The organism is Acidovorax sp. SUPP1855, assembly GCF_030158955.1.
In the GTDB taxonomy this organism is placed as follows: domain Bacteria; phylum Pseudomonadota; class Gammaproteobacteria; order Burkholderiales; family Burkholderiaceae_C; genus Paracidovorax.
The window spans coordinates 105,543-129,258 of the sequence record NZ_BQXI01000003.1; the positions used below are offsets into that span (position 1 = coordinate 105,543).

29 protein-coding genes are annotated in these 23,716 nt (G+C 65.9%); 20 read left to right on the top strand and 9 right to left on the bottom strand.

Translation table 11 applies throughout. The features are described from left to right. Positions 1–28 precede the first annotated feature (28 nt). The gene (locus tag AVMA1855_RS03570) at positions 29–361 is read left to right on the top strand and encodes an I78 family peptidase inhibitor (protein WP_284402682.1); all 333 of its coding nucleotides are present in this window, start codon (positions 29–31) and stop codon (positions 359–361) included. Between the two features lie 64 nt (positions 362–425). On the opposite strand, the gene hemW is transcribed toward AVMA1855_RS03570, so the two are convergent. The 5 genes from hemW to AVMA1855_RS03595 all read right to left on the bottom strand — a co-directional run bounded on the left by hemW (position 426) and on the right by AVMA1855_RS03595 (position 5,166). Beyond that, the gene (hemW, locus tag AVMA1855_RS03575) at positions 426–1,604 is read right to left on the bottom strand and encodes a radical SAM family heme chaperone HemW (RefSeq protein ID WP_284424762.1); all 1,179 of its coding nucleotides are present in this window, start codon (positions 1,602–1,604) and stop codon (positions 426–428) included. Positions 1,605–1,700: 96 nt separating this feature from the next. Continuing rightward, on the bottom strand, positions 1,701–2,300 hold the full coding sequence (gene rdgB, locus AVMA1855_RS03580; protein WP_284424633.1) for an RdgB/HAM1 family non-canonical purine NTP pyrophosphatase: 600 nt from the start codon (positions 2,298–2,300) through the stop codon (positions 1,701–1,703). Between the two features lie 121 nt (positions 2,301–2,421). After that, positions 2,422–3,153, bottom strand: a complete 732-nt coding sequence (gene rph / locus AVMA1855_RS03585; protein WP_272564819.1) for a ribonuclease PH — start codon at positions 3,151–3,153, stop codon at positions 2,422–2,424. Between the two features lie 97 nt (positions 3,154–3,250). Further along, entirely contained in the window at positions 3,251–4,153 is a 903-nt protein-coding gene (locus AVMA1855_RS03590; protein WP_284424634.1) for a PP2C family protein-serine/threonine phosphatase, read from the bottom strand. Further along, positions 4,150–5,166 (bottom strand): serine/threonine protein kinase, encoded by a 1,017-nt coding sequence (locus AVMA1855_RS03595; protein ID WP_272548837.1) that lies wholly within the window; start codon positions 5,164–5,166, stop codon positions 4,150–4,152. The genes AVMA1855_RS03590 and AVMA1855_RS03595 overlap by 4 nt, the downstream gene beginning before the upstream one ends. A gap of 90 nt (positions 5,167–5,256) precedes the next feature. Between AVMA1855_RS03595 and AVMA1855_RS03600 the strand changes: the two genes are divergently transcribed. The 4 genes from AVMA1855_RS03600 (at position 5,257) to AVMA1855_RS03615 (ending at position 9,400) form a co-directional block, all read left to right on the top strand. Further along, positions 5,257–6,150 carry a YicC/YloC family endoribonuclease gene (locus tag AVMA1855_RS03600; protein WP_284424763.1) on the top strand — a complete coding sequence of 298 codons (894 nt, stop codon included), beginning with the start codon at positions 5,257–5,259 and terminating at the stop codon, positions 6,148–6,150. A 40-nt stretch (positions 6,151–6,190) separates the two neighbouring features. Then, a complete protein-coding gene (gene gmk / locus AVMA1855_RS03605) occupies positions 6,191–6,811 on the top strand; it encodes a guanylate kinase (protein ID WP_284424635.1) in 621 nt (206 codons plus the stop codon). Positions 6,812–6,829: 18 nt separating this feature from the next. After that, positions 6,830–7,033 (top strand): DNA-directed RNA polymerase subunit omega, encoded by a 204-nt coding sequence (gene rpoZ, locus AVMA1855_RS03610; protein ID WP_272564822.1) that lies wholly within the window; start codon positions 6,830–6,832, stop codon positions 7,031–7,033. 96 nt (positions 7,034–7,129) lie between these two features. Beyond that, positions 7,130–9,400, top strand: coding sequence for a RelA/SpoT family protein (locus AVMA1855_RS03615; RefSeq protein WP_284402680.1), 2,271 nt, complete (start codon positions 7,130–7,132; stop codon positions 9,398–9,400). 16 nt (positions 9,401–9,416) lie between these two features. On the opposite strand, the gene greB is transcribed toward AVMA1855_RS03615, so the two are convergent. The 4 genes from greB to AVMA1855_RS03635 form a co-directional block, all read right to left on the bottom strand. Next, complete coding sequence (gene greB / locus AVMA1855_RS03620) at positions 9,417–9,974, bottom strand: transcription elongation factor GreB (RefSeq protein WP_284424636.1); 558 nt, start codon at positions 9,972–9,974, stop codon at positions 9,417–9,419. Positions 9,975–10,718: 744 nt separating this feature from the next. After that, positions 10,719–11,261, bottom strand: coding sequence for a hypothetical protein (locus AVMA1855_RS03625; RefSeq protein ID WP_284424637.1), 543 nt, complete (start codon positions 11,259–11,261; stop codon positions 10,719–10,721). Positions 11,262–11,579: 318 nt separating this feature from the next. After that, entirely contained in the window at positions 11,580–12,635 is a 1,056-nt protein-coding gene (locus AVMA1855_RS03630; RefSeq protein ID WP_284424638.1) for a phage portal protein, read from the bottom strand. After that, positions 12,635–14,371 (bottom strand): terminase large subunit domain-containing protein, encoded by a 1,737-nt coding sequence (locus AVMA1855_RS03635; protein ID WP_284424764.1) that lies wholly within the window; start codon positions 14,369–14,371, stop codon positions 12,635–12,637. Before AVMA1855_RS03635 ends, AVMA1855_RS03630 begins: the two co-directional genes overlap by 1 nt. Before the next feature lie 229 nt (positions 14,372–14,600). On the opposite strand from AVMA1855_RS03635, the gene AVMA1855_RS03640 reads away from it, so the two are divergent. The 15 genes from AVMA1855_RS03640 to AVMA1855_RS03710 all read left to right on the top strand — a co-directional run bounded on the left by AVMA1855_RS03640 (position 14,601) and on the right by AVMA1855_RS03710 (position 23,714). Then, positions 14,601–15,440: a GPO family capsid scaffolding protein gene (locus AVMA1855_RS03640; protein WP_284424639.1), complete on the top strand. Its 840-nt coding sequence runs from the start codon at positions 14,601–14,603 to the stop codon at positions 15,438–15,440. 33 nt (positions 15,441–15,473) lie between these two features. Beyond that, complete coding sequence (locus AVMA1855_RS03645) at positions 15,474–16,493, top strand: phage major capsid protein, P2 family (RefSeq protein WP_284424640.1); 1,020 nt, start codon at positions 15,474–15,476, stop codon at positions 16,491–16,493. Between the two features lie 23 nt (positions 16,494–16,516). Then, a complete protein-coding gene (gpM, locus tag AVMA1855_RS03650) occupies positions 16,517–17,218 on the top strand; it encodes a phage terminase small subunit (RefSeq protein ID WP_284424641.1) in 702 nt (233 codons plus the stop codon). A 113-nt stretch (positions 17,219–17,331) separates the two neighbouring features. Further along, on the top strand, positions 17,332–17,814 hold the full coding sequence (locus tag AVMA1855_RS03655) for a head completion/stabilization protein (RefSeq protein WP_284424642.1): 483 nt from the start codon (positions 17,332–17,334) through the stop codon (positions 17,812–17,814). Continuing rightward, complete coding sequence (locus AVMA1855_RS03660) at positions 17,814–18,017, top strand: tail protein X (protein ID WP_284424643.1); 204 nt, start codon at positions 17,814–17,816, stop codon at positions 18,015–18,017. Before AVMA1855_RS03655 ends, AVMA1855_RS03660 begins: the two co-directional genes overlap by 1 nt. An 84-nt stretch (positions 18,018–18,101) precedes the next feature. Further along, complete coding sequence (locus tag AVMA1855_RS03665) at positions 18,102–18,443, top strand: structural protein P5 (RefSeq protein WP_284424644.1); 342 nt, start codon at positions 18,102–18,104, stop codon at positions 18,441–18,443. Positions 18,444–18,446: 3 nt separating this feature from the next. Further along, positions 18,447–18,827: a hypothetical protein gene (locus tag AVMA1855_RS03670; protein ID WP_284424645.1), complete on the top strand. Its 381-nt coding sequence runs from the start codon at positions 18,447–18,449 to the stop codon at positions 18,825–18,827. Continuing rightward, complete coding sequence (locus tag AVMA1855_RS03675) at positions 18,814–19,239, top strand: hypothetical protein (protein ID WP_284424646.1); 426 nt, start codon at positions 18,814–18,816, stop codon at positions 19,237–19,239. Before AVMA1855_RS03670 ends, AVMA1855_RS03675 begins: the two co-directional genes overlap by 14 nt. Positions 19,240–19,462: 223 nt before the next feature. Then, a complete protein-coding gene (locus AVMA1855_RS03680; RefSeq protein WP_284424647.1) occupies positions 19,463–20,014 on the top strand; it encodes a DUF2514 family protein in 552 nt (183 codons plus the stop codon). Then, positions 19,998–20,492: a phage tail protein gene (locus tag AVMA1855_RS03685; RefSeq protein WP_284424648.1), complete on the top strand. Its 495-nt coding sequence runs from the start codon at positions 19,998–20,000 to the stop codon at positions 20,490–20,492. The genes AVMA1855_RS03680 and AVMA1855_RS03685 overlap by 17 nt, the downstream gene beginning before the upstream one ends. A 2-nt stretch (positions 20,493–20,494) precedes the next feature. Continuing rightward, on the top strand, positions 20,495–20,956 hold the full coding sequence (locus AVMA1855_RS03690; protein ID WP_284424649.1) for a phage virion morphogenesis protein: 462 nt from the start codon (positions 20,495–20,497) through the stop codon (positions 20,954–20,956). Positions 20,957–21,041: 85 nt separating this feature from the next. Continuing rightward, positions 21,042–21,590 carry a phage baseplate assembly protein V gene (locus tag AVMA1855_RS03695; RefSeq protein WP_284424650.1) on the top strand — a complete coding sequence of 183 codons (549 nt, stop codon included), beginning with the start codon at positions 21,042–21,044 and terminating at the stop codon, positions 21,588–21,590. Continuing rightward, a complete protein-coding gene (locus tag AVMA1855_RS03700; RefSeq protein ID WP_284424651.1) occupies positions 21,587–21,943 on the top strand; it encodes a GPW/gp25 family protein in 357 nt (118 codons plus the stop codon). The genes AVMA1855_RS03695 and AVMA1855_RS03700 overlap by 4 nt, the downstream gene beginning before the upstream one ends. Then, positions 21,940–22,785, top strand: a complete 846-nt coding sequence (locus tag AVMA1855_RS03705) for a baseplate J/gp47 family protein (RefSeq protein ID WP_284424652.1) — start codon at positions 21,940–21,942, stop codon at positions 22,783–22,785. The genes AVMA1855_RS03700 and AVMA1855_RS03705 overlap by 4 nt, the downstream gene beginning before the upstream one ends. Then, positions 22,782–23,714 (top strand): phage tail protein, encoded by a 933-nt coding sequence (locus AVMA1855_RS03710; RefSeq protein ID WP_284424653.1) that lies wholly within the window; start codon positions 22,782–22,784, stop codon positions 23,712–23,714. The genes AVMA1855_RS03705 and AVMA1855_RS03710 overlap by 4 nt, the downstream gene beginning before the upstream one ends. Positions 23,715–23,716 lie beyond the last annotated feature (2 nt).

A 23,716-nucleotide genomic window follows, 5' to 3' on the forward strand; every position in this document is an offset into this window, starting at 1 on the left:
TCATTCACCAACGACATCGCTTTCCACCATGTCCCAACGCTCCCTGACGGCCCTCGCCCTCACCGCCGCCGCCCTGCTGGCCGCCGGCTGCACCACCAACGCCCCCTGGGGCAGCGCCACGCCGGGCACCACCAGCAGCACGGGCGCGCCCGCGGGCGGCATCTGCAGCGGCCCACCCGCACAGGTGGTGGTCGGCCAGAACAGCACGGCCAAGGTGGTGGAAGACGCCCGGGTGCGCTCCGGCGCGCAGATGGCCCGCGTGCTGCGCCCCGACCAGATCGTGACCAAGGAGTTCGACGCCACCCGACTGAACCTGCAGGTGGATGCCAACGGCCGCATCGTCGCGGCACGCTGCGGCTGACGACCGGCACCCGGTCGGCTCGGCCAGTGGTGGCTGGCGGTCCAGGCGCCGGAGCGCCCGCCCGTCAGTCGGCCAGAAAGAGCGCCTGCAGGTCGCTCAGGAAATCGAAGCCCCGCTCGGTCGGGCGCACGCGCGCCATGTCGCGCTCGATCAGGCCCTTGCGCTCAGCCTCGTCCAGCGCCTTGGCAATCGCGGTCAACGGCAGGCCCGTGCGCGCCATGAAGTCCTGCAGCGCAAACCCCTCGCGCAGGCGCAGCGCGTTGAGCATGTATTCGAACGGCAGGTCCGCCCGGCGCACCTCGTCGTCCTGCGCCACCGCATGGCCTGCCAGCGCGTGGTCCATGTACCGCCCCGGGTCCCGAAAGCGCACCTGCCGCACCACGCGGTGCGCGAAACTGATCTTGCTGTGCGCGCCCGCGCCGATGCCCAGGTAGTCGCCGAACTGCCAGTAGTTGGTGTTGTGGAAGCAGCCGTGGCCCTCGCGCGCATAGGCCGAGATTTCATAGCGCTGCAGCCCGGCCTGCGCCGTCATCTCGGTGATGCGGTCCAGCATGGCGTAGGCCTGGTCGTCCTCGGGCACCACGGGCGGGAACTTGGCGAACACCGTGTTGGGCTCGATGGTCAGGTGGTAGATCGAGATGTGCGGCGGCCCCAGCGCCAGCGCGGTGCGCATGTCCTGCTCCAGATCGGCGAGCGTCTGGCCCGGCAGGGCGTACATGATGTCCAGGTTGAAAGTCTCGAACGACTGCGCAGCCTCTTCCACCGCGGCCATGGCCTGTGCACCGTCGTGCACCCGCCCCAGCGCCTTCAGGAAACGGTCGTCGAAGCTCTGCACGCCGATCGACAGCCGCGTCACCCCGGCCGCGCGGTACGCCCGGAAGCGGTCTTTCTCGAACGTGCCGGGATTGGCCTCCATCGTGATCTCGCAGTCCGCCTCCAGGCGCAGCCGCGCGCGCAGGCCGCCGATCAACTGGTCGATGGCGGCGGGCGAGAACAGGCTGGGCGTGCCACCGCCAATGAAGATGCTGTGCACCGTCCGGCCCCAGATCAGCGGCAGCGCCGCCTCCAGGTCGGCCATCAAGGCGTCCAGGTAGCGCTGCTCGGGCAAGGCCTGCGCAACGCCACCCTCGCGGTACTCGTGCGAGTTGAAATCGCAGTAGGGGCACTTTTTCAGGCACCAGGGCAGGTGCACATACAGCGACAGCGGCGGCAGGCTGCCCAGCTGCAGCACGCCCGGCCGCATGGAGTGCTGCACGTCGCGCACGGGCGCCGGCGCGGCCTCGGGAACGATGGGAATGGAAAGGGACACGGCCAGGAATCTCCGAAAGGTGCCAGCGCCTCAGAACCAGCGCTCGCGCATCAGCGCCAGCATCTGCTGTGCCGACCGGCCCCGGTGGCTGTGAGCGTTCTTCACCTCCGTCGGCAGCTCGGCGAAGGTCTTGCCGAAATCGGGCACGACCATGATCGGATCGAACCCAAAGCCCTGGCTGCCACGCGGCTCGCGCGCGATCTCGCCCACGACCCGGCCCACGGCGATGAGCGGCTCCGGGTCCTCTGGCGTGCGCAGCGCCACCAGGGTGCTCACCATCGCCGCGCGGCGCTGGTCGATGCCCTGCATCTGCTCCAACAGCGCGCGCACGTTGTTCGCGTCGCCCTTGTCGTAGGCGAAACGGGTCGCGTAATACGCCGTGTCCACGCCCGGCAATCCGTCGAAGGCATCGACGCACAGGCCGGCGTCATCGGCCAGCGCCGGCAGTCCGGTGTGCTGGGCGGCAAAGCGCGCCTTGGCCAGCGCGTTCTCCACGAAGGTCCGAAAGGGCTCGGCCGCCTCGCCGACGCCCAGGTCCGCCTGGCGCACGAGCACCACGCCGAGCGGCGCCAGCAGCGTCTGCAGTTCGGCCAGCTTGCCCTGGTTGTTGGATGCGAGTACGAGTTTCATGGTCAAAATGGCTTCCAGCACATATTTATCTAGGGCATACCGCTACAAATTTAATAGCAAATGCGATTTCCATCGGTGCAAAGGGGTCGTCCAGGGACGGCCAAGGCCGCGTTCGCTATCGCTATCCGTTGCGCAGCGCCTGCTGCTGTAGCGCCACCAGTTCGGCCACGCCCTTTTCGGCCAGCGACAGCAGGCGGTCCATCTCCTGGCGGGTGAACGCCACGCCTTCGGCCGTGCCCTGCACCTCCACGAAGTGGCCGGCGCCGGTCATCACCACGTTCATGTCGGTGTCGCAGGCCACGTCTTCCACGTACTCCAGATCGAGCAGCGGCGTGCCTTCCACGATGCCGACCGAAATGGCCGCCAGCGGGGCCGTGATCGGCGATTCGGCCAGCTTGCCGCGCGCGATCAGATGGGCCACCGCATCCTGCGCCGCGACCCAGGCACCCGTGATGGCCGCCGTGCGCGTGCCGCCGTCGGCCTGGATCACGTCGCAGTCGAGCTGCAGCGTGCGCTCGCCCAGGCGCTGGAGATCGAACACGGCCCGCAGGCTGCGGCCGATCAGGCGCTGGATCTCCTGCGTGCGGCCATTCTGCTTGCCGCGGGCCGCCTCGCGGTCGCTGCGGGTGTGGGTGGACCGGGGCAGCATGCCGTACTCGGCCGTCACCCAGCCTTCGCCGCTGCCGCGCTTGTGGGGCGGCACGCGCTCTTCCACCGACGCGGTGCACAGCACCTTGGTGTTGCCGAACTCGATGAGCACCGAGCCTTCGGCGTGCATGGTGTAGCGGCGGGTGATGCGCACCGGGCGCAACTGGTCGGCGGCACGGCCGCCCGGACGGGTGAAAGAGGTCATGGAATGGGGTCCGGTAGAAAACGAAAACAGGGCGGCGAAAACGAAACGGTCACCCGGCAGGCGCTGCGTCCGGCCGAGCGCCGGGCGGAGCGAGCGTTCAGGCCTTGCGGGCCGCCGAGCGGCGGATGGCCTCGTTGATCTCGGCGATGGAACGTTCGATGGCCTCGTCGTCCAGGTCGTCGTCCACCATGTCGAGTGGACCGGCCTGGATCGTGGAGGAAAACCCGTCGTCGCTGATGCTGTCGGTCGAAATGCCCTGGGTGGATTCGAACGCGTCCGGCGTCTCCCACTCCAGCGCCACCACGGTCACGTTGTCGCTGGTGTCGCCGGCCTTGCGCAGCGCGTCTTCGACCAGGTCGGGCACCGACTGCGAGACCGGCAGGCGGCTCAGCTGGCGGGCGATGGTCTCGTCGTCCAGCGTGCCCCACAGGCCGTCGGAGCACAGCAGGATGCGGTCGCCCTGCTCCAGGGCCACCGGGCCGGTGATGTCGTAGATGGGCTTGGTCGGCGATCCCAGGCAGGTGAACAGCACATTGCGGTTCACCCGCTCAATGCCCTGCAGCGGCATGTTGCGCAGCTCCAGGTACGAATGGTCGCGCGTGCGCGTGAACAGTTCGCCCCCGCGCACCATGTACAGGCGCGAGTCGCCGCAGTGGATCCAGCTGGCGGACCCTTCCTGCACCACCGCCACGACCAGCGTGGTGCGAGGCGTGTCCAGCATGCCGCGGTCGGCCGCGTAGCGAAGGATCTGGTGGTGTGCGGCCAGCAGCGCGTCGGCCAGAAATCCGTGCACGTCTTCCAGCGTGGGCTTGGCGTGCCGCTGGAACGCGGCGGACACCGTCTGCAGCGCCAGTTGCGCCGCCACTTCGCCCTCCGGATGGCCGCCCATGCCGTCCGCCAGGACGAACAGGCTGGACTCCCGCGTGTAGCAGTAGCCCATGCGGTCTTCATTGGTTTCGCGGCCGCCCCGACGGCTGACCTGGAAGACGGAGAATTTCATTTCGGCTTCGCCCCCATTCGCGTGGCCTCGCCCACCTTCTGCACATTCTTCTTGGTATCGGACACCAGCGTATCGAGCTGCAGCCGCATCTTCTCGCCCACGGACAGCTTGGTGTAGCGCCGCTCGCCCTCGCGGCTCAGTTCCTTTTGCAAGGCGAAGACCGATTGGGGCCGCGACAGCGGATCGAGCGCCATGCACCATTCAACCACCTCGATCAGGTTGTCGGAGTACACACCGCGCAGCTTGGTCAGCGCCAGCGACAGGCGGTCCTTGTCGGAGCGCTGCGGCGCCTCGTTGGGCGGGAATCCCTGCATGCAGGCGTATATGCAGGCGCCGATCGCGTAGATGTCCGTCCAGGGGCCCATCGACGAATCGCGGCGGTACATCTCGGGCGCCGCGAAGCCGGGCGTGTACATCGGGCGGATGAAGTTGCCCTCCTTCGAGAGCACCTCGCGCGCCGCGCCGAAGTCGATCATCACCGCCTTGTTGTCGTCGGTGATGAAGATGTTGGCCGGCTTGATGTCGAGGTGCAGCATCTTGTGCTGGTGCACGATGCGCAGGCCGCGCAACACCTCGTCAAACAGCGAGCGGATCGTGGACTCGCGGAACACCTTCTGCGTTTTGAGGTCGCGCGCGGTGATGATGAAGTCCTGCAGGGTGGCCCCTTCCAGGTAGTTCATCACCATGTAGACGGTTTCGTTTTCCCGGAAGAAATTGAGCACGCTCACCACCGAGGCGTGCGAGATCTGCGCCAGGGCCCGGCCTTCCTCGAAGAAACTCTTGAGGCCCAGGCGGTACAGCGACAGCTTTTCAGGAGGCACCTTGGGCAGCAACTCGCCCGGGCCGCGGGTGGCCAGGGAAGACGGCAGATATTCCTTGATGGCGACCTGCTGACCGTCGGGGTCGATGGCCAGATACACCACGCCGAAGCCGCCGGAGGAGAGCCGGCGCACCACGCGGTAGCCACCAATCGTGGTGTCGGGCGGCAGGGGGGCCGGCTTGATTTTTGACATATTTTGCGAAGAAACCTCGGGCACGAATCGGAACCCGGATAATCGCCGGATCGCAAGCAACCACCGAAAAGTCCAATGGCAGTTTACAGCATGACCGGATACGCCAGCGCACAGCAAAGTGCATCCGCGGGAGGGGGCGAAACCGATGGCCGCACCCGCCGCCTGGGGCTGGAGATCCGGTCCGTCAACAGCCGTTTCCTGGATCTGTCGTTCCGCTTGCCCGACGAGTTGCGCGCCCAGGAGCCGGTGCTGCGCAGCCTGCTCACCGCCCGCCTCAAGCGGGGCAAGGTCGAAGTCCGAGCCTCCATCGAAAACGAAGACACCACCGCCCTGCCCGACCCGGCACCCCGCCTGCTGCAGCGGCTGAACTCCGCGCAGGACGCCGTGCGCGCGTGGCTGCCCGACGCGGCCCCCTTGAGCGTCGCCGACGCCCTGCGCCTGTGCGCGAATGCCGGCTCCGTCCAGGACGACTGGAGCGATGCTGTCCCGGCCCTGGCCGAGAAAGCACTGAAAGATCTCCTCCAAGCCCGCGAACGCGAAGGCAAGCGCCTGTCGGCCATGCTGCAGGACCGGCTCGAACAACTGCGCGCCCTGGCCCACCAGGCCACGCCGCTGGTTCCCAAGCTGGTGGAGCAGCAGCGCCAGCGCTTCATGGAACGCTGGAAGGAGGCCATGGCCCTGGCCGACAACGCCACGCTGCCCGAAGCCGCCCAGGACCGCGCCCTGACCGAGGCCACCGCCTTCGCCATCCGCATCGACGTGGCGGAAGAGATCACCCGGCTGGATTCGCACCTGGACGAGATCGAACGCCTGCTCAAGAAAGGCGGCGAAGTGGGCAAACGCCTGGACTTTCTCATCCAGGAACTGCACCGCGAAGCCAACACGCTCGGCTCCAAGTCCGCCGCGATGGAACTCACGCGCATCAGCGTGGACATGAAGGTCCTGATCGAGCAGATGCGCGAGCAGGTCCAGAACATCGAGTGAGTGATAATCCTTTTTTGATAGCAGCCAGCACCTATCCCGCATGGACTACCCTGGAAATCTATTCGTAGTGGCAGCGCCCAGCGGCGCGGGCAAATCGAGCCTGGTCAAGGCATTGCTGGAGCTGGACTCCCATGTGCAGCCCTCGGTCTCGCACACCACCCGGGCACCGCGTGGGCAGGAAAAGCACGGCCGCGAATACTTCTTCACCTCGGAGCAGGAATTCGACGCCATGGTCGCCTCCGACGGCTTCGTGGAGTGGGCCCACGTGCACGGTCGCCGCTATGGCACATCCCGCAAGGCCATCGAGGAGCGCATCGCGCAAGGCGCCGATGTGGTCCTGGAAATCGACTTCCAGGGCGCGATTCAGGTCAAACAGGCCTTTGCGAATGCCGTCCTCATCTTCATCCTCCCCCCCAGTTGGGAAGAACTGAGATCCCGCCTGGAACGCCGCGGGGAAGACGCTCCGGACGTGATCGAGATCCGGCTGAAGAATGCCGCCCAGGAAATGGAACAGGCATACAAATTCGACTTCGTTATAATCAACGAACTCTTTGAGCGTGCGCTTTTCGACCTGAAAACCATCGTCCACGCTCAGCGGCTGAAGTATGCGGCGCAACGCCGTGCATGGGCCGACACGTTCGAATCCCTCAATATCACCTGATCCTTCTGGAGAAGACGCATGGCCCGCATTACCGTTGAAGACTGTCTCGAGCACATCCCCAACCGCTTTCAACTCGTGCTGGCAGCCACGTACCGCGCACGCATGCTGAGCCAAGGCCATGCCCCAAAGATCGAAAGCCGCAACAAGCCTGCGGTGACCGCCTTGCGCGAAATCGCCGAAGGCAAGGTCGGCCTGGAGATGCTGAAAAAGGTCCCGGGCTGACGCGCCCAGGTCTGCTGCTGCAGCCCAATAGCACCGCTTTGCGGTGCTTTTTTTTGGCCAAAAACCACGATCTCCCCAGCAAGCTACATTAAAGGGATGAATGCGGTCTTGAATAAACCATCTGCCCAAGACCCGCGCCCCGGCGAAAGCGGGGCGGCGGGCGGTACGTCCGCAGCAGCCGCCAACGCAGCAGCGGCCAGTTTTGCGGCCCTCACGGAGAACCTCGGCTACCTCGACGCAGCCAGCATCGAACAGGTGCGGCAGGCCTACCGCTTCGCCGACGAAGCCCACCTGGGGCAGTTGCGCAACAGCGGCGAGCCCTACATCACCCACCCCATCGCAGTGGCGGCCCAGTGCGCCACTTGGAAGCTGGATGGACAGGCGCTGATGGCGGCACTGCTGCACGACGCCATGGAAGATTGCGGCGTCACCAAGTCCGATCTCATCGATCGCTTCGGCCTGCCGGTGGCCGAATTGGTGGATGGCCTCACCAAGCTCGACAAGCTGCAGTTCAACACCCGCGAAGAGAACCAGGCCGAGTCCTTCCGCAAGATGCTGTTGGCAATGGCCCGCGATGTACGGGTCATTCTGATCAAGCTGGCCGACCGCACGCACAACATGCGCACGCTCTCGGACATGCCGCGCAGCAAATGGGGCCGCATTTCTTCCGAAACCCTCGAGATCTATGCCCCCATCGCCCACCGGCTCGGGCTGAACCAGACCTACCGGGAGCTGCAGGATCTGTCATTCCGGCATCTCCATCCCTGGCGCTACGCGACCCTGTCCAAGGCGGTGAACAAATCGCGCAACCGCCGGCGCGATATCGTGCAGCGGGTTCAAACCGAGGTCGACACCGCGTTTTCGAAGCTGGGCATGAAAGCCCGCCTCGCAGGCCGCGAGAAAACGCTCTATGCCATCTACCAGAAGATGGACACCAAGCACCTGAGCTTTGCCCAGGTGACCGACATCTACGGCTTTCGCGTGATCGTGCCGACCGTGGTCGATTGCTACACGGCATTGGGCGTGCTGCATCAGATGTACAAGCCTGTTCCTGGGCGATTCAAGGACCACATCGCCATCGCCAAGCTCAACGGCTACCAGTCGCTGCACACCACCTTGGTCGGACCTTCCGGGGTCAACATCGAATTCCAGATGCGCACCGAGGAAATGCACGTGGTAGCGGAAGCCGGCGTGGCCGCCCATTGGTTGTACAAAGCACAGGACGCAGACGGATCGGCCGCGGAGCGCCTTGGCACCAAGTGGCTCCAGTCACTGCTGGATATTCAGAACGAAACGCGGGATGCCGCGGAGTTCTGGGACCATGTGAAGGTCGACCTGTTCCCCGACGCGGTTTATGTCTTCACCCCCAAGAGCCAGATCATGGCACTGCCACGGGGCGCCACGGTGGTCGATTTCGCCTATGCCATCCACAGCAATGTGGGTGATCGCACCACGGCCGCCAAGATCAACAACGAGCAGGTCCCCCTGCGGACCGAGCTCAAGAACGGCGATGTGGTGGAGATCATCACGGCGCCGGTGTCCACGCCCAATCCCGCCTGGCTGGGCTTCGTGCGCACGGGCCGCGCACGCTCGAAGATTCGCCACTACCTCAAAACGCTGGCCCATACCGAATCAGCGGGACTGGGCGAAAAGCTTTTGACCCAGGCCCTGAGGGCCGAGGGGCTGGAACGCCTGCCGACCGAGTCGGAGAACCAGGCACTGTGGGACAAGCTGCTCCGCTTCACAGGCAATCGAACACGCAATGAACTCATGACCGACATCGGTTTGGGCAAACGCATTGCGGGCATCGTGGCAAAACGCCTCATGGTGCTGATGACGGAGCATGGACACCGACCCGATGCCCTGTTGCTGACGCGTGAAAGGTATTCTTCCCACGAAACCCTGTCCCAAGGTGGCGTGACTTTGGACGGCAGCGAGAACGCATCCGTTCAATACGCGAATTGCTGCCGCCCGGTGCCGGGAGATCCCATCGTCGGCTACCTGGGGCGCGGTGAAGGGCTTGTGGTTCACAACGCCCAATGCAGCGTGGCAAAAAAGCTTCAGCACAAGGACAGCGAACGTTTTATCGCCGTGGACTGGGCCGATGAGCCAACGCGCATGTTCGAAACCGGGATCGTCGTGACTGTGGCCAACGGCAAGGGCGTCCTGGCACGTATCGCCGCCGAACTGGCGAGCTCAGAAGCGGACATCGTTCACGTCGACATGGACGATGAAGCCGCCATGGACACGACCGATTTGCGTTTTGTCATCGCTGCACGAGACCAGTCACACGTCGAGGCCTCCTTGCGCAATTTGCGCCGAACGCCCGCAGTGCTTCGCGCTTTCCGCGTGCTGCCCCAGGGGTAAGGCCGGCACACTGGCCCTATGCCACCGGTTGGGGATAACGGACGTCCAAAACCTCCAGCGTCCGCGTGCCACCAGGCGTGGCCAACTGAACCTGATCCCCTTCGCGGGCCTTCAGTAAGGCCCGAGCCACCGGCGACACCCAACTGACTTGCGCCAGGCCCGTCTCGACCTCGTCGATTCCCAGGATCGTGATGGTGCGCTCGACGCCTTCATCGTCCGCATAGTGGACCGTGGCACCAAAGAACACCTGATCACTTCCGGCGTGAATGGCGGGATCGACCACCTCGGCAATTTCGAGTCGTTTGGTCAGAAACCGAATCCTGCGATCAATTTCGCGCAGGCGTTTCTTGCCATACAGGTAGTCCCCGTTCTCCGAACGGTCCCCATTGCTTGCAGCCCAATGAACCACTTCAACGATCTTGGGCCGCTCGTTGTCGATGAGATCCAGCAGTTCATCGCGCAGCTTGGCGTAACCGGAAGGGGTGATGTAGTTCTTGCTACCCGCAGGAATGGGTGCAGGGGAAAAATCTTCGTCATCGGACTGATCCGATTCTTTGGTGAATGCCTTGCTCATGGGTGCATTTTGATGCAGAGAGCATTCGAATCCCCAACGGAAAAAGCCCTAGAACATCACTGTTCTAGGGCTTACCGTTTGGTGCGGCTGGCAGGAATCGAACCCACGACCCCTTGGTTCGTAGCCCACCAAAAGCAACCTGCACTTTTATAAATCAACGACTTAGCGGCGCCCACACCCGCTTCAGTGCACAGGGCTGCTTCCTAGTGCATTGGAAGGTCACGCAAAAGTCACGCACTCCTCGCGCTCAGGACTCGCCAACCATTCCCGGTCTATCGGGGCATGGCCCGAGCTGCTGGCGTTCTTCATGCAATGACCACCCACCCGTGTGCATTTGCCCGCCCCAATCCGCAGCTTCCGTCACATATACACGCGTGACGCACCATGCGCGAGCCCAGGATTTTCAAAATTCCGGGGAGGGTTCGGGGAAAGCCTGATTTCCCTAATCGAATTCTGAAATCGTCCTGAAACCCGCGTGGTTGCTGAGTTTTCCGCATCTAAAGAAATCTGATTTTTTTCTGATTTAACCTAATTCCATCAGCATTGCAGACCATGACCACCCGTTTTAAAAATAATCAATGAAATCAACAACTTATGCACTCACCCTGATTCCAGTTAGGCCAAATCAGAAACAAGCCTGATTGGCTCAAACCCGCGCCAGCATTGGCCCAGCAGGCGGTTCACAAGCCCGAATCAGGAAATCAGGTTTTTCCCGAACCCTTCCCGGCTTTGATCCCCGCGCCGCTATCGCTCGCGGTGCATCCTCTCGAACTGCGCGCGGTTGTATTGCGCCTCCAGCCACGTGGCCATCGCGTCAAGCGCACTCTCGGCAAGCGGCATGGTCGGGGCGCAAAGCCAGGTTTGCCGCCATCGATCGAGCCTCCCCTCGTCCCACTCCAACCCCTCGATCAACATCGCGCCATCGGCGCGCCGCTTGACCACAGCGGGCGAGGACAGCCCGTCCAAGATGGGAGTCACGGCCCCGTCCATGGGATGCAGGGTCAGGCCCCACTTGCCGCCGTCGTACTCTTTGCTGATGAGCAAGCCGGTCGGCATGGCACGCTCACGGATATATCGCCTGGGCAAATACACGCCACAAAACCGCAGGCGAATGACGCACGCTGGCACGCCGCCGGTCCGCCTGTTGGCGTTGTCTGCAAGACTGCCGGGGGCGGCGCCGATGGGCCGCGTGATGCCTGGGAGGTTCATGAAATCACTGTATTTAAATACAGTAATGATGCCAAAGACTTTTTCCCGGGAGCGTAAAAAGCCGGCAAATTCCGTCATGCGGGACTAGTCACAAACCGCCCGCAAAGCCGCGCCAGGCCTAGCGCTGCCAAGGTCCGGCAGCACCGTGAAAACAACTCCATTTAGCGGGCAGGCGGGGCGGGGTCTCGACTGCGCGCCGGCACTCCCCGGAGGCGCCCCGGGTGGGTGGTGAGTGGGGGTGTCGAAGGGGTCAGGGCGGCCCGCAGAGGGGCCGGGAAGGCGGGTACAGCCGGGAGGCAGGGGAAGGACACCCTTGCAACGCCCCACCCCTGCATGGGCCAAGAAGAAGGGCCGCTCGCGGCGGCCCTGTTTGAATGCGAAAGGTGAGGTCGCTATCTATTTGGTAGCAGCCTCCCCCTCGCCTTTGGTACCGACGACATAGGGCTCGAAGCGCACCACCTCATCGCCCATCCAGTCGTTGAGCGCGCGGAACGTGGTTTGCAATGGCGCGATCTCATTGCGTGCGAACACCTCGGCCGCCGGCAAGATGGCGCCGAAGCCGCCCGTGTTGCTGGGCACGATGCCCATCAATTGGGGCGGGATGCGATGGGCCGCGAGCACGTCGTCGCGGCTCACGTTTTTGATGTTCAGGAAGTCGTCCTTGGCGGTCACCTCACCCACCGGGATGATCTTGACGCCATCGGTTTTCCCGTTGGGGGCGTACATGAACAGGTTCCGGAAATTGCCCGGGCCCTTGCTGTTGCGCAGCGCTTCGCGGATGGCGTCAATGTCCTCCTGCTGGTGCGCGGCGTCGCTGATGTACATGATGAAGCCGGCATGGCTCCCGTTGTTGTAATACTTGCGCCGGAACAGGGTGGCCGACTCGTTGAGCCAGGCCGCCTGCAGCGTGGCCAGGTATTCGGGCAGGCCGTACACCTCCTGATTGATATCGGCCTCCAGCAGGTGGAACACGCTGCCGCGCTTGAATTCGTGCTCGTCCTGCCAGCCGCGCACGAAGTAGTAGAGGTCCAGTTCCTCGCCGCGGCGCATGTACTTCGCCAACGCGTGTTTCAGACCCAGGTCGCGGCCCAGCATGTTCGGGGTGCGCTCCAGATAGGCGTTGCCGAAGGTGAGGTAGTCCAGCGCCAGCCGCTTGAAGGTCTCGCGGTCCAGCAGCTTGTGGGGCACGAACGTGCTGGCCAGCACGTTGCGTTTGAAGTAGAGCGCGGAACTGTGGTGCGTGGCCGAGCGAAACGAACGCGCCAGGCCGTCCCAGCTCACGGGCGGCTCGTACCACCGGCCATTGAGCCAGCTCTCGAAGTAGTCGAGGATTTCGCGGCCATCCATCACGGGCGTGGGATCGCCGAAGGTGAACGCTTCCACGCGCGCGGGCGGCGAGGCGCCGTCCGTGACGCTGGGTCCGGGCAAGGCCGCGGTGTCGGGGGTGGTCATTAGGTAATCTCCATGATCGAACGGTTGGCGGCCACGTCGCCTTCCAGCGGCTCGTTGTCCATCGCGTGCATGCACGCCCAGGCCAGGTCCGCGTGGCTCGTCGCTTCGCTTCGGCCGGCGGCGAAAGTGGCCTGCCGGCCGCTGGCGGTCAGAATCTTCTTGATGGCCAGGAACGCCTGCGCTATGTCCACGGCGCCGGCATCGAACTCCAGCCGTCCCTTGCTGATGACGCTCTTGGCTTTGAGCACCAGCCGGGTTTTGACCTCCACCGAGTAGTGGTAGCTGCGCGCCGCGGGAAAGAACTTTTTGACGAGCTGGAAAACGCCCTGTCCGATGCCCGTGGTATCGATGCCGATGTGGGCGACGTTGTAGGTTTGCGTGATCTTTTGGATGGCTTCCGCCTGGGCCTCGAAGTCCAAGCCTCGGAACTGCTGGCGGTGCAGCACGCGGAACTTGCCTCCGGGTGTTGACGGGGGAGCCAGGACCACCAGCGCGGCCGAGTCGCCCGTGTGGCTGGGGTCGTAGCCGACCCACACGGGCCGATAGCCGAAGGGGCGAAGCAGGAACGGTTTGAAGTCGGGCCATGTCTCCCAGGAATCGACCTGGCATCGCTGCAGCTCGGCCAGCGGAAACACGCTGTAGCTGTCATCGATGAACCCGCACATGAGCAGGTTCTCGAACTCGTCCGCGCTGTATTCGTTGCGCAGCTCGTCCAGATCGAACAGGTTGCAGCCGCCGCGCTGCGCGTCGATGATGTTGACGATCTGCCGCCAGATGCGGTCCTCGCCGGTGAAGCCTCCGCCCAGGTGGCCGTGCGACAGGTCCAGCGTGATGCGGTCGGCCTTGGCGCGCTTGCGGTTGTAGCGCTCGCCGCTCCACAGGGCATGCGCCGGGTGCTGGATGCTGCTGGGCGTGGAGAAGTAGGTCTTGCGCCAGTGCTTGTGCATGGCCATGCCCGACGCGACCTTGTTCAGCTCATCGAATTTGCGCGTCCAGAAGCACTCGTCAAAGTAGAAATTGCCGTGGTAGCCCTGCGCCGTCAGCGCATTGGTCCCCAGGAAATACAGGTGTGCGCCGTTGCTCAAAACGATGGGATCGCCCGACAGCTCCACGCCGCACGCCTCTTTCGCAAACGCGATGATGTACTGCTTGAAAATGTGCGCCTGGGCCTTGGACGCTGATAGAAAAATCTGGTTGCGCCCCGTCGCCAGCGCGTCGGCAAGCGCCTCCCGCGCGAAGTACCACGTGGCGCCGATCTGCCGCGATTTCAAAATGAACCGCGTGCGCTGGTCCATGTTGTCGCGCCACACCTGCTGATAGCCGAACAGGGAACCCGCGAACGCATCCAGCAGCATCTGGTGCTCGGTCTCGTCGAAGTGGTTGCGCTCGGGCCGCTTTTTCGGTTTCGCGTTGCGCCGCTCGATCGCCGGATTCAAGTCCGCGTCCTTGCCGGTCTTTTCGTACTTCTGCACGCGCGCCAGGCGCTCGATCTGCCGGCCCAGCAAGTCGATTTCCTTGAAATCGCCGCCGGTCTTGCCCTCCTTCATCACCAACTGCACGAGCCGCGTTTCGAGGGCCGCTTCCACGCGCTGCGCGGGCTGGGCCTTGTCCCAATCCTCCGCGTCTTTCCACCCCTGCACAGTGCTGCGCGGCTCTTGGATGTATTCGGCGATGGAAGACACGCGCCAGCCTTGCCAGTACAGATGCCGCGCAGCTCGGCGCTTGTCCGCCGCCATGCCATCGGCAGGCAGAACGGAGAACGGCGGGAGCTGATAGGCAGGCGCAGCGGCAGTCATGGGCACCGAGGTTATGGGCCGATCCACACGCGCGCGACCCCTGCGAACGCCCTTCCGGGTGTGCCCGGGCCGCACACATGCGGCATGCGTTGAAACCACGAGGCGCCGGCGAGACGATGGCGGCACACGCAACCAGCGAGCCCATTCCAACCCCGAGGACCCCGACACCATGGCCGACAAGACCGCCCCGAAATCCAAGTTTTTCCGCGTTGCGACCGAAGGCGCGACCACCGATGGCCGCACCATCGACCGCGCCTGCATCGACCAGATGGCCACCAACTTCGACCCCAAGAAATACGGCGCCCGCGTCTGGCTGGAGCACTACCGCGGCGTGATGCCTGACAGCCCGTTCAAGGCCTACGGCGACGTGTTGGCGGTCGAGGCGCGCGACGTGGAAGACGGCAAGCGCGCCCTGTTCGCTCAGATCGCCCCGCTGCCCGAGCTGGTGGCCATGAACAAGGCCAAACAGAAGATCTACACCAGCGTGGAAATCCACCCCAAGTTCGGCGACTCGGGCCAGGCCTATCTCACCGGTCTGGCCGTCACCGACAGCCCGGCGAGCCTGGGCACCGACGTTCTCACCTTCGCGCAGCAGAAGCCGAGCGCGAGCCCTTTCACTGGCCGCAAGTCGGACCCGTCGGCGCTTTTCAGCGAGGCGGTGGAGGTTGCCCTCGAATTCGAGGATGCACCGGAAGCCTCAGGCCTGGGCGCCCTGTTCGCCGACGGGATGAAGGCCATCAGCGAGAAGTTCAAGGCGCGGGGCAAAGGCGACGACGCCCGCTTCGCCCAGGTGCTGGAGGGCTTCCAGCAGTTCTCCGACCTGGCCGAAGACCTGGCCGAGCGCCACGACGCCCTGCAGGCTTCGCACGATGCCCTCGCCAAGAACTTCGGCGCGCTGGACGCCAAGCACGCGGCCCTGCTCAAAACGCTGGAAGGCACGCCCGCCGGCAACCACACGCAACGCCCGGCAGCGGCCGGCGGAAACGGCCGCGTCCTGACCGACTGCTGAGCGCCCAACCTTTCAATTCAAACGGAAAAATCCATGCATAACGATACCCGCGTTCTCTATAACGAATACCTCGCCAGACAAGCGCAGCTGAACGGAGTGTCCAGCGCCTCCCAAGGCTATTCGGTTACGCCGACGGTGCAACAAATTCTGGAGGACAAAATCCAAGAGTCGAGCGAGTTCCTCGGCAAGATCAACATGGTGCCCGTGCGCGAGAAGTCGGGCGCGAAATTGGGACTGGGGATCAACGGTCCCGGTGCAGGCCGAACGAACACCGAAGTGCGGGACCGCCAGCCGCGCGACTTGCACACCCTGGATTCCACCGGCTACTCGTGCGAGCAGACCGAGTTCGACACTTACATCCGGTATGCAACGCTGGACGCGTGGGCGAAGTTCAAGGACTTCCAGACCCGCGTGCGGAATCAGATCATCCAGCGTCAAGCCCTGGACCGCATGGTCATTGGCTTCCATGGCGTGAGTGTTTCCCCTGACTCCGACTTGCTGGCAAATCCCATGCTGCAAGACGTGAATAAGGGATGGCTGCAGCACCTTCGCACTGATGCGCCGTCACGTGTCATGCAGGAAGTAAAGCCTGGCAGCGGCGCAGTCAAAATTGGTGCTGGTGTTGGCATCGCGGACGGCTACAAGAACATTGATGCGCTGGTCTTCGACGCGATCAGGTTGATGGACCCTTGGTATCACAACAATCCGCGCGTGGTGTGCATGCTGGGGCGCACGTTGCTGGATGACAAATACTTCCCGCTCATCAACACCCAGCAAACGCCGTCGGAAACGCTTGCCGCCGATATCGTCGTCAGTCAAAAGCGCGTGGGCGGGTTGCAAGCCGTGGCGCTCCCCTATTTCCCTGACAACACGCTGCTCATCACCACGTACGACAACCTGTCCATCTACTGGCAGGAATCGGCACGTCGCCGCCGCACGGAAGAAAACGCCAAGCGCAGCCGCATCGAAAACTACGATTCGTCGAACGACGCCTACGTGGTCGAAAACTACGGCCTAGCGGCGATGGTCGAGAACATCCAGTTCGTCGGCTGAGCGCGCACGGGAGACGGACCGCCATGACGACACCCGCACGACGCCATCAAATGCGCGTCCTGGCCGAGCAAGCGGCCAAGGCCGCACCGCCCGGCGATGAAGTGGTCGGAAGCGCCTACGAGCTGATGCTCGCGCAGCTCTACGACCACCGCCGCACCCTCAAGGCCATCCAGTCCGTGGAGCGCAAGATCGAGGCCAAGCGCGCCTTTCTGCCGCTGTACGAAGACTGGCTCACGGGCGCCCTGGCCGGGGGCCAGGGCGGCCAAGACGTAGTGCTCACGTCGCTGATGGTGTGGCACTTCGATTGCGGCTCCTGGGCGCGCGGTATGGAGTTGGCCGCTTACGCGCTGGCCCATGGACTCACGCTGCCGGACCAGTACAACCGCGACCTCACCACGCTGCTGATCGATGAAGCCAGCACCGCAGCCCTCGCCGGCAAGCTCGTGGGCGACGAAGCCATGCGCGTGCTGGCCGAAGTGGACCAGCTCACGGACGGGCGCGACGCGCCGGACCAAGCGCGGGCCAAGCTGCACAAGGCCATCGGCTACGCGCTCATGGGCAAGAGCCCGACCCATGAGCCCGACCTGGCGACGCTGGACCTCTCCCGCGCCCACCTGGCCATGCAGCAATTGCAACGCGCCCACGAACTGTTCGCGCAGGTGGGCGTGAAAAAAGACATGGAACGGTTGGAGCGCCGCCTCAAGGCCGACGCCCCGACCACCTGACCGAGCGTACCCCGCACCCTGGCGGCTCCGGTGTCTGCCCCATTGCCAAGCCACAAGCGCGGCACGCAAGGCCGACACCGGACCACCGCCACCTCATTTCCTGACCCATCGCCATGACCTTCATCACCACTGCCAACCCGCCCGCGCGCGGCGAGGAAGCCGCTCCCGCGAACGACCCGTGGTTTCCCGCCGTGTCGCCCGACGAAGTGCGCGAGGCTGCGCTGCTGGACGGCACCGTTACGCCTGTGCGGCTGCGCCATGCGTTGATCGAGGCCATGGATACCGTCAACGGCGAGTTGGCCGCGTTCCGGGCGCAGCAGGAAGCGGCCGGGCATGCATCGCTCGCCGCCATCCCTGCGGGACAGCTCGCGGGCCGGTCGGTCAACGTCGTGCGCTACCACCGCGCGATCAATGCCTGCGTGCAAGCGCTGGTCGCTGAGGCCCACCGCGATATCGACACCACGCCCCACAGCGACGGCAAAGGCGACCGCATCCGCGAGCGCCTGGGGGAAAAGATCGACGCCCACCGGCAGGCCATGCGCTGGGCGATATCCGACCTCCTGCGCATCCGCCGCACCACGGTGGAATTGATCTGATGCAGGCCATCGCCCGCGACCGCGAAACGCTGGATGCGCTGTGCCTGCGCGTGCTCGGCCGAACCGCGGGCGTGGTCGAAGCCACGCTCGCCCTGAATCCTGGGCTCGCCGCCCAAGGTGCGCAGCTCACCGCCGGCACGGCGGTGCAGCTCGCCGACCTCCCCGAAACCCCCACCCTGCCCACCGTCAATCTGTGGGACTGATCCATGCCTGCAACTCCTATTCCCCGCGGTATCCGCAACCACAATCCCGGAAACATCGACCGGACCGCAGATCGGTGGCAAGGGATGGCCGCCGACCAAAGCAGCGACCCCCGCTTCGTCGTTTTTTCAGAGCCGAAATGGGGCCTGCGCGCGCTCGCCAAAGTGCTGTTGTCGTACCAGCGTAAGTACGGGCTGCGCACGCCCGCGGCCATCATCGGCCGGTGGGCGCCGCCATCGGAAAACGACACCGCCGCCTATGCCCGCCAGGTCGCCCGCGCGCTGGGCGTCGGTGTGGATGACCGCATCGACCTGCAGGACGCCGACACCCTCGCGCGCATCCTGCCGGCCATCGTCGCCCACGAAAACGGCCAGCAGCCCTACGCCCCCGATCTCATCGCGCAAGCCGTTGGCCTGGCACTGGAGTGAGGCGTGGAACCTCCTGACCTCAACAGTGTGCCGGGCGGCCCATTCGCCGCGTTGAGCGCAGCGGCGGCGGCCATCGCCGGCGGCGCCGTCGTGTTTCGCCAGTGGCTGAGCCGCGGAGCGGCCGACCGGGCAGACGACGCCGGGCGCGTGTCCGCCATCAACGTCTACAAGGAACTGCTGGAAGCCGAGCGGCTGGCGCGCGCGGAGGCGGACAAGCGCGCCGATGGCTTCGCCAAAGAGCGAAACGATGCGGTGACCGCGCTCGGGGAACTGCGCGGGCAGCTCGCCGCCATGTCCCGACAACTGGAAGACCAAAACGCCGAGCTGGGCGCCCTGCGCGAACAGGTCCGGGCACTCAAGGAGCAAATCGATGCAAAGCCATGAACGGGTGGGTCGATACCGAGCCATCGCCGCGGCCGCCGTCATGTTGGTGGGCATGGTCGGGATGGTCGGAGGCGGCGCAGGCCTGGGCTACTGGGCCGGCGTGGAGCGCATGCGCGGCATGCTCGCGGAAGACCGGGAAGACCACCTGGGCGAAATCGCGCGCCTGCAGGAGGCGAACCGCATCGCATTGCAGGCGCTGACGGGCCGGGTGGCGCATGCCGCCGACCGAAGCGCCGAGGCGGCCGATACCGCGTCGGCCGCTGCAGAGACGGCGCAGGCCGCCGCGGCCACGGCCGGCAAGGTCGCCAAGGCGGCAGGCATGCCTGCTGCGGCCTTGGAGCACGACCGCCGAGCCATCAACACCACCATCAACCGGGCCAACGCCCGCATCGCAGGAGAAGCCGCAAAATGAACCGCCTTGCCTCGATTGCTGTTCTTGCCTTGGCCGGCTGTGCCGCACCTGCTGCACCGCCCCAGCCCGATCCCGATCCCGTCCCAGCACCCAGCAGCGCCGCGCCGCGCGACTGCCCCCCCCTACCGATCTTGCGCGCGGGCGCCTCCAGCCTCGAACGCCGCGTGCACACCCAAACGATCGTGCGCATGTATGCCGACTGTGCAGGCGCCGGGGACGCGCAGTGATCCTCTCCAACCTCAAGGCCTACGCCTGGCAGCTCGCGGCGCTGGCGCTCGCTGTCGCGTTGCTCGCACAAACCAGGGCGCGCCACGTGGCCGAACTCGATGCCGCAACCACACGCACCACGCTATCGGCCGAGCGTGAACGCGCATCGTCCGCCGCGCTCGCGCAATCCGAAGACCACCGCAGAAAGGAAAAGGAACTCCGCAATGGACACGACCGAATCGAAGGCGCCACCCAGGCCGAGCTGCTGGAGGCTCGCGCCAGCGCTGAGCGCGCTGTTGCTGCTGGCGACCGGCTGCAGCGCGACCTCGCCGGCTATCTCACCGCCCACCGTCAGCGCGCCCTCGCTGCCGCCGCTGCCGGCCAGTGCGAGACAGACGCCGGCCCCGTCGATCTGCTCGCCGAGCTGCGCCGACGCGCTGACCAGCGAGCGGGAGCACTGGCGGCAGTCGCTGACGATGCCCGCATCCGCGGCGCCGCCTGCGAGCACGCCTACGATGCCGCAGTCGCCACCTTGAACAAGCCTGGACCCGATGCTCAAGCCCGGTAGCCTGCGCGACCACCTCACGCGGGCATTGCCCGAGCTGGCGCGCGACCCGGGCAAACTGGTGGTCATGATCCGGGCCGGCAGCACGGCGACGCGCGCCACCGGCACGCTGGCATTCGAATACGCCTACACCCTGCAGGTCCTGGTGCTGGACTACGCCGGCCACGCGGACGCGGTGATCGTGCCCCTGCTGATGTGGCTGCAGGTGAATCAGTCCGACCTCATCGACCACCCCGAAAAGCAGCGCAAGGCCCTGCGGTTCGACGTGGAGTTTCTGAGCGCCACCACCGTGGACCTCGCCGTCGAAATCGACCTGACCGAATCGGTGATCGTGCGCCCACGCGCCGACGTGGCCGGCGGCCTCGATGTGATCCACATCGAGGAACCGCCACACCCAACGTACCGGCCCATCCCTGAGCAATGGTCGCTGTGGCTGCGCGACCAGAAGCTCGCGGAGTGGACCCACGATCCCAGGCCCTGACCATGGACGATCTGCAACGCCTGGAAGACTGGGTGGCGCCGCTGCTGGCGCGCCTGAGTGCTCCTGAGCGGCGCGCGCTCACCCGCACCGTGGCTCGGGAACTGCGCAAGAGCAATGCCGCCAGCATGCGCGACCAGCAAGCGCCGGACGGCACCGCCTGGACGCCACGGAAAAACAAACTGCGCGACCAGCGCGGCGCCATCCGGGCCAAGGCGCAGGCCATGTTTGTGAAGATGCGCGCGGCGAAGTACCTGCAGGCGCGCGGCACGCCCGACGAAGCCGTGGTGCAATTCGCCGGCCGCGCGGACCGCATCGCCCGCGTGCACCACTTCGGCCTGCGCGACCGCGTGAAGCCAGGAGGGCCGGAATACGACTACCCAGCCCGACCCCTGCTGGGCATCACGGATGCACAGATGGAACGTGTGCGCGACCTCCTGATGCAGCACCTCGCGACCAAGGGCTGACCGGACCGCAAAAGCCGCCTGTGTGCGGGCCGCACACACCGGGCAGCGCGCGACTTTTCGCGCGTGCGTGGGCACCATCAACGGCATGGATCGCCCCGACTCTCAGCCGACCTCACCGCTCGAAATCCTGCGCCGCCTGGAGAACCTGCTGCGCCTCGGAACGGTGGCCGAGGTGGACCACGAAGCCGCGCGGTGCCGTGTGCGGACCGGCAACCTCACAACCAACTGGGGCCCCTGGCTGAGCCTGCGCGCGGGTGGGCCCAATGGCCGCCAATGGTGGGCGCCCGTCGTCGGCGAGCAATGCCTGCTGCTGTCGCCCGGCGGTGACCTGGCCAACGCGGTGACCCTGTGCGGCATCGCCTGCGACCCCATGCCTGCTGGTAGCGCCTCCCCGACCGAATGCCGCACTGATTGGAGCGCTACCGATCACCTCACGCACGATCGCGCAGGTGGCGACCTCGTGATCGAATGCGCGCGCTCCATCACCCTGCGCGTTGGCGCGACCGTCCTGCGCCTCACGCCGGACGGCGCCACCATCACGCCCGACCTTGTGGCCGCGGATCGCGTCAGCCTGGTGCAGCACGTGCACACCGAGGTGCGCAAAGGCCAGGACAACACGGGCGCGCCGCTGTGAATCGCACCACCGGCCGCTCGCTCGCCGGCCTGGAGCACTTGCGCCAGTCCGTGGGCGACATCCTCACCACGCCCATCGGCTCGCGCGTGATGCGCCGCGAGTACGGCTCCCTGCTGCCCGAGCTGATCGACCAGCCCGACAACCCGGCCACGCAGATCCGCGTCTTCGCCGCCGTGGCGGGCGCGCTGATGCGTTGGGAGCCACGTCTGCGGCTCACGCGCGTGTCCATCACCCGCGATGCGCCCGGCCGCGCCGAGGTGCTGATCGATGCCATGCGCCTGGACACGCCCCGCCAGCCGCAACCGCTCACCTTGCGGGTGCCTGTGGGCCTGCGACAAGGGAGCGCCGCATGAGCGAACCGGACCTGGCGCAGCTCGCGCCCCCGAACGTCGTGGAGGCGCTGGACTTCGAGTCCATCCTCTCGGCGCACCGGGCCGATCTGATCGCGCGCTACCCCGCCGCGGCCGACGTGCTGCAGCTCGAATCCGAGCCGCTGGCCAAGCTGCTGGAAGCGCACGCCTACCGCGAGCTGCTGTACCGGCAGCGCGTCAACGATGCCGCCCGGGCCTACCTGCTCGCCTATGCCAGCGGCTCCGACCTCGACCACAAGGGCGCGTTCTACGGCGTCCCGCGGCTGGCCGGCGAAGACGACGCGCGCTACCGCAAGCGCATCCAGTTGCGCATCCGCTCCCTGGCCGGCAGCGGCACGCGCGAGCACTACGAGCTGGGCGCCCTGACCGCATCGCAAAACGTGTATGACGCCGTGGCCACGCAACCGCGGCCCGGCCAGGTCCTCGTGCTGCTATGGCTGCACGATGCCACCCAAGCCGCGGACACTCTCGCCACCGTGTTGGCGGCCCTCAACGCGGAGAATGCCCGCCCCTTGGGCGTGCCGGTGTCCGTGGCCACGGCCCGGCCGCGGGCCATCGACGTGACGGCCACGCTGCGACGCGAGGCCGGAGCGCCGCTCAACCTGGTGGCGCAGATCGCCGACGCGCTGCCGGCAGCGCTGGCAGCCTACGCGCGCCTGGGCCGTGCCGTGCCCCGTAGCTGGGTCACAACGCGCCTGCACGTCGCGGGCGTTGCCAGCGTGTCCTACCCGGACCCCACCGCGCCCGCGGAACTCACCGCCCTGGCCAGCGACGAATACCCGGTGCTCGGCACCCTGCAGCTCGTGGACGGTGGGCTCGCATGACGCCCAGCGCACCCATGCCCCGCCGGCACCTCCTGCCGCCCCAATCCACAGCATTGGAGCGGGCGGTCGATGAAACCTCGCCCGCGTGGGACGGCATCGCCGCCGCGTTCACCCCGCCCAGCGTGGGCGAGCCAGCCACGTTCGCGCCCTGGCTCGCCGCGGAATACGAGCTGGCAGAGTTCGCGCCGTACTTCGAGGGAACCGCCGAGCTGATCGCCAACGGCCTGCGCTGGCTGTTCGAGCGCGGCACCGCCGCTTCAGTGCTGCGCGCCCTGTCGTGGGTGGGCTTTCCGGATGCGCGGGTCGAAGAAGACGGCCCCTACCTCCACATCCACACCGGCCGCATCCCCACCGATGCGGAAATCGCCCACCTGGCACACGTGGTGCGGGCGTCCATCCCGGCGCACGTGTCCCTGTACCGAGCCGTGCACGGCCTGGACTGGCGCCCGCTGGTCCTGGACCGCGGCCCGGCCCTGGACGCGGGGATGCTCGATGGCTACTCGGGCGTGATGGGCGACAGCGGCGTGGTGCTGTCCTTCGGCCAGCGCCGCGGCGCTTTGCTGCCTTCGTCGCCCGTGGCAACGCCCCAGGGGAGTACCGAGCAAACCCGGGTGTCAGTGTCCCGCTACGACGACATGCCGCTGCTCGATGCATGGCGGCTGGACTCCCGTGTCCTGGCCGGTGTGTCGGGCGGTGTCATGGAGATCTCCATCCACGCGAGCGAGGCGCCGCAGCCAGGCGGGGGCACGTCCGGACTGCAGGCGACCCGCGCCGGCCTGGCCGCATGGACGGCGCCCGCCCCCATCGGCGCACGCATCGAGGCCCGCAGCGATTTCGCGCCCATCCCCGTGCACCCGCCGCGCCGTTGGGGCGGCCCGTGGGGCGGCCCATGGCGACAGAACTTCTACTTCACATCACGCGAGGAATAAAA

What these genes read in the sequence shown, in the direction of transcription:
- AVMA1855_RS03570 (WP_284402682.1), top strand. Translation starts at nt 29, where the DNA reads ATGTCCCAACGCTCCCTGACGGCCCTCGCCCTCACCGCCGCCGCCCTG.
- hemW (WP_284424762.1), bottom strand. Translation starts at nt 1,604, where the DNA reads ATGCGGCCGGGCGTGCTGCAGCTGGGCAGCCTGCCGCCGCTGTCGCTG.
- rdgB (WP_284424633.1), bottom strand. Translation starts at nt 2,300, where the DNA reads ATGAAACTCGTACTCGCATCCAACAACCAGGGCAAGCTGGCCGAACTG.
- rph (WP_272564819.1), bottom strand. Translation starts at nt 3,153, where the DNA reads ATGACCTCTTTCACCCGTCCGGGCGGCCGTGCCGCCGACCAGTTGCGC.
- AVMA1855_RS03590 (WP_284424634.1), bottom strand. Translation starts at nt 4,153, where the DNA reads ATGAAATTCTCCGTCTTCCAGGTCAGCCGTCGGGGCGGCCGCGAAACC.
- AVMA1855_RS03595 (WP_272548837.1), bottom strand. Translation starts at nt 5,166, where the DNA reads ATGTCAAAAATCAAGCCGGCCCCCCTGCCGCCCGACACCACGATTGGT.
- AVMA1855_RS03600 (WP_284424763.1), top strand. Translation starts at nt 5,257, where the DNA reads ATGACCGGATACGCCAGCGCACAGCAAAGTGCATCCGCGGGAGGGGGC.
- gmk (WP_284424635.1), top strand. Translation starts at nt 6,191, where the DNA reads ATGGACTACCCTGGAAATCTATTCGTAGTGGCAGCGCCCAGCGGCGCG.
- rpoZ (WP_272564822.1), top strand. Translation starts at nt 6,830, where the DNA reads ATGGCCCGCATTACCGTTGAAGACTGTCTCGAGCACATCCCCAACCGC.
- AVMA1855_RS03615 (WP_284402680.1), top strand. Translation starts at nt 7,130, where the DNA reads ATGAATGCGGTCTTGAATAAACCATCTGCCCAAGACCCGCGCCCCGGC.
- greB (WP_284424636.1), bottom strand. Translation starts at nt 9,974, where the DNA reads ATGAGCAAGGCATTCACCAAAGAATCGGATCAGTCCGATGACGAAGAT.
- AVMA1855_RS03625 (WP_284424637.1), bottom strand. Translation starts at nt 11,261, where the DNA reads ATGACGGAATTTGCCGGCTTTTTACGCTCCCGGGAAAAAGTCTTTGGC.
- AVMA1855_RS03630 (WP_284424638.1), bottom strand. Translation starts at nt 12,635, where the DNA reads ATGACCACCCCCGACACCGCGGCCTTGCCCGGACCCAGCGTCACGGAC.
- AVMA1855_RS03635 (WP_284424764.1), bottom strand. Translation starts at nt 14,371, where the DNA reads ATGGCGGCGGACAAGCGCCGAGCTGCGCGGCATCTGTACTGGCAAGGC.
- AVMA1855_RS03640 (WP_284424639.1), top strand. Translation starts at nt 14,601, where the DNA reads ATGGCCGACAAGACCGCCCCGAAATCCAAGTTTTTCCGCGTTGCGACC.
- AVMA1855_RS03645 (WP_284424640.1), top strand. Translation starts at nt 15,474, where the DNA reads ATGCATAACGATACCCGCGTTCTCTATAACGAATACCTCGCCAGACAA.
- gpM (WP_284424641.1), top strand. Translation starts at nt 16,517, where the DNA reads ATGACGACACCCGCACGACGCCATCAAATGCGCGTCCTGGCCGAGCAA.
- AVMA1855_RS03655 (WP_284424642.1), top strand. Translation starts at nt 17,332, where the DNA reads ATGACCTTCATCACCACTGCCAACCCGCCCGCGCGCGGCGAGGAAGCC.
- AVMA1855_RS03660 (WP_284424643.1), top strand. Translation starts at nt 17,814, where the DNA reads ATGCAGGCCATCGCCCGCGACCGCGAAACGCTGGATGCGCTGTGCCTG.
- AVMA1855_RS03665 (WP_284424644.1), top strand. Translation starts at nt 18,102, where the DNA reads ATGGCCGCCGACCAAAGCAGCGACCCCCGCTTCGTCGTTTTTTCAGAG.
- AVMA1855_RS03675 (WP_284424646.1), top strand. Translation starts at nt 18,814, where the DNA reads ATGCAAAGCCATGAACGGGTGGGTCGATACCGAGCCATCGCCGCGGCC.
- AVMA1855_RS03685 (WP_284424648.1), top strand. Translation starts at nt 19,998, where the DNA reads ATGCTCAAGCCCGGTAGCCTGCGCGACCACCTCACGCGGGCATTGCCC.
- AVMA1855_RS03690 (WP_284424649.1), top strand. Translation starts at nt 20,495, where the DNA reads ATGGACGATCTGCAACGCCTGGAAGACTGGGTGGCGCCGCTGCTGGCG.
- AVMA1855_RS03695 (WP_284424650.1), top strand. Translation starts at nt 21,042, where the DNA reads ATGGATCGCCCCGACTCTCAGCCGACCTCACCGCTCGAAATCCTGCGC.
- AVMA1855_RS03705 (WP_284424652.1), top strand. Translation starts at nt 21,940, where the DNA reads ATGAGCGAACCGGACCTGGCGCAGCTCGCGCCCCCGAACGTCGTGGAG.
- AVMA1855_RS03710 (WP_284424653.1), top strand. Translation starts at nt 22,782, where the DNA reads ATGACGCCCAGCGCACCCATGCCCCGCCGGCACCTCCTGCCGCCCCAA.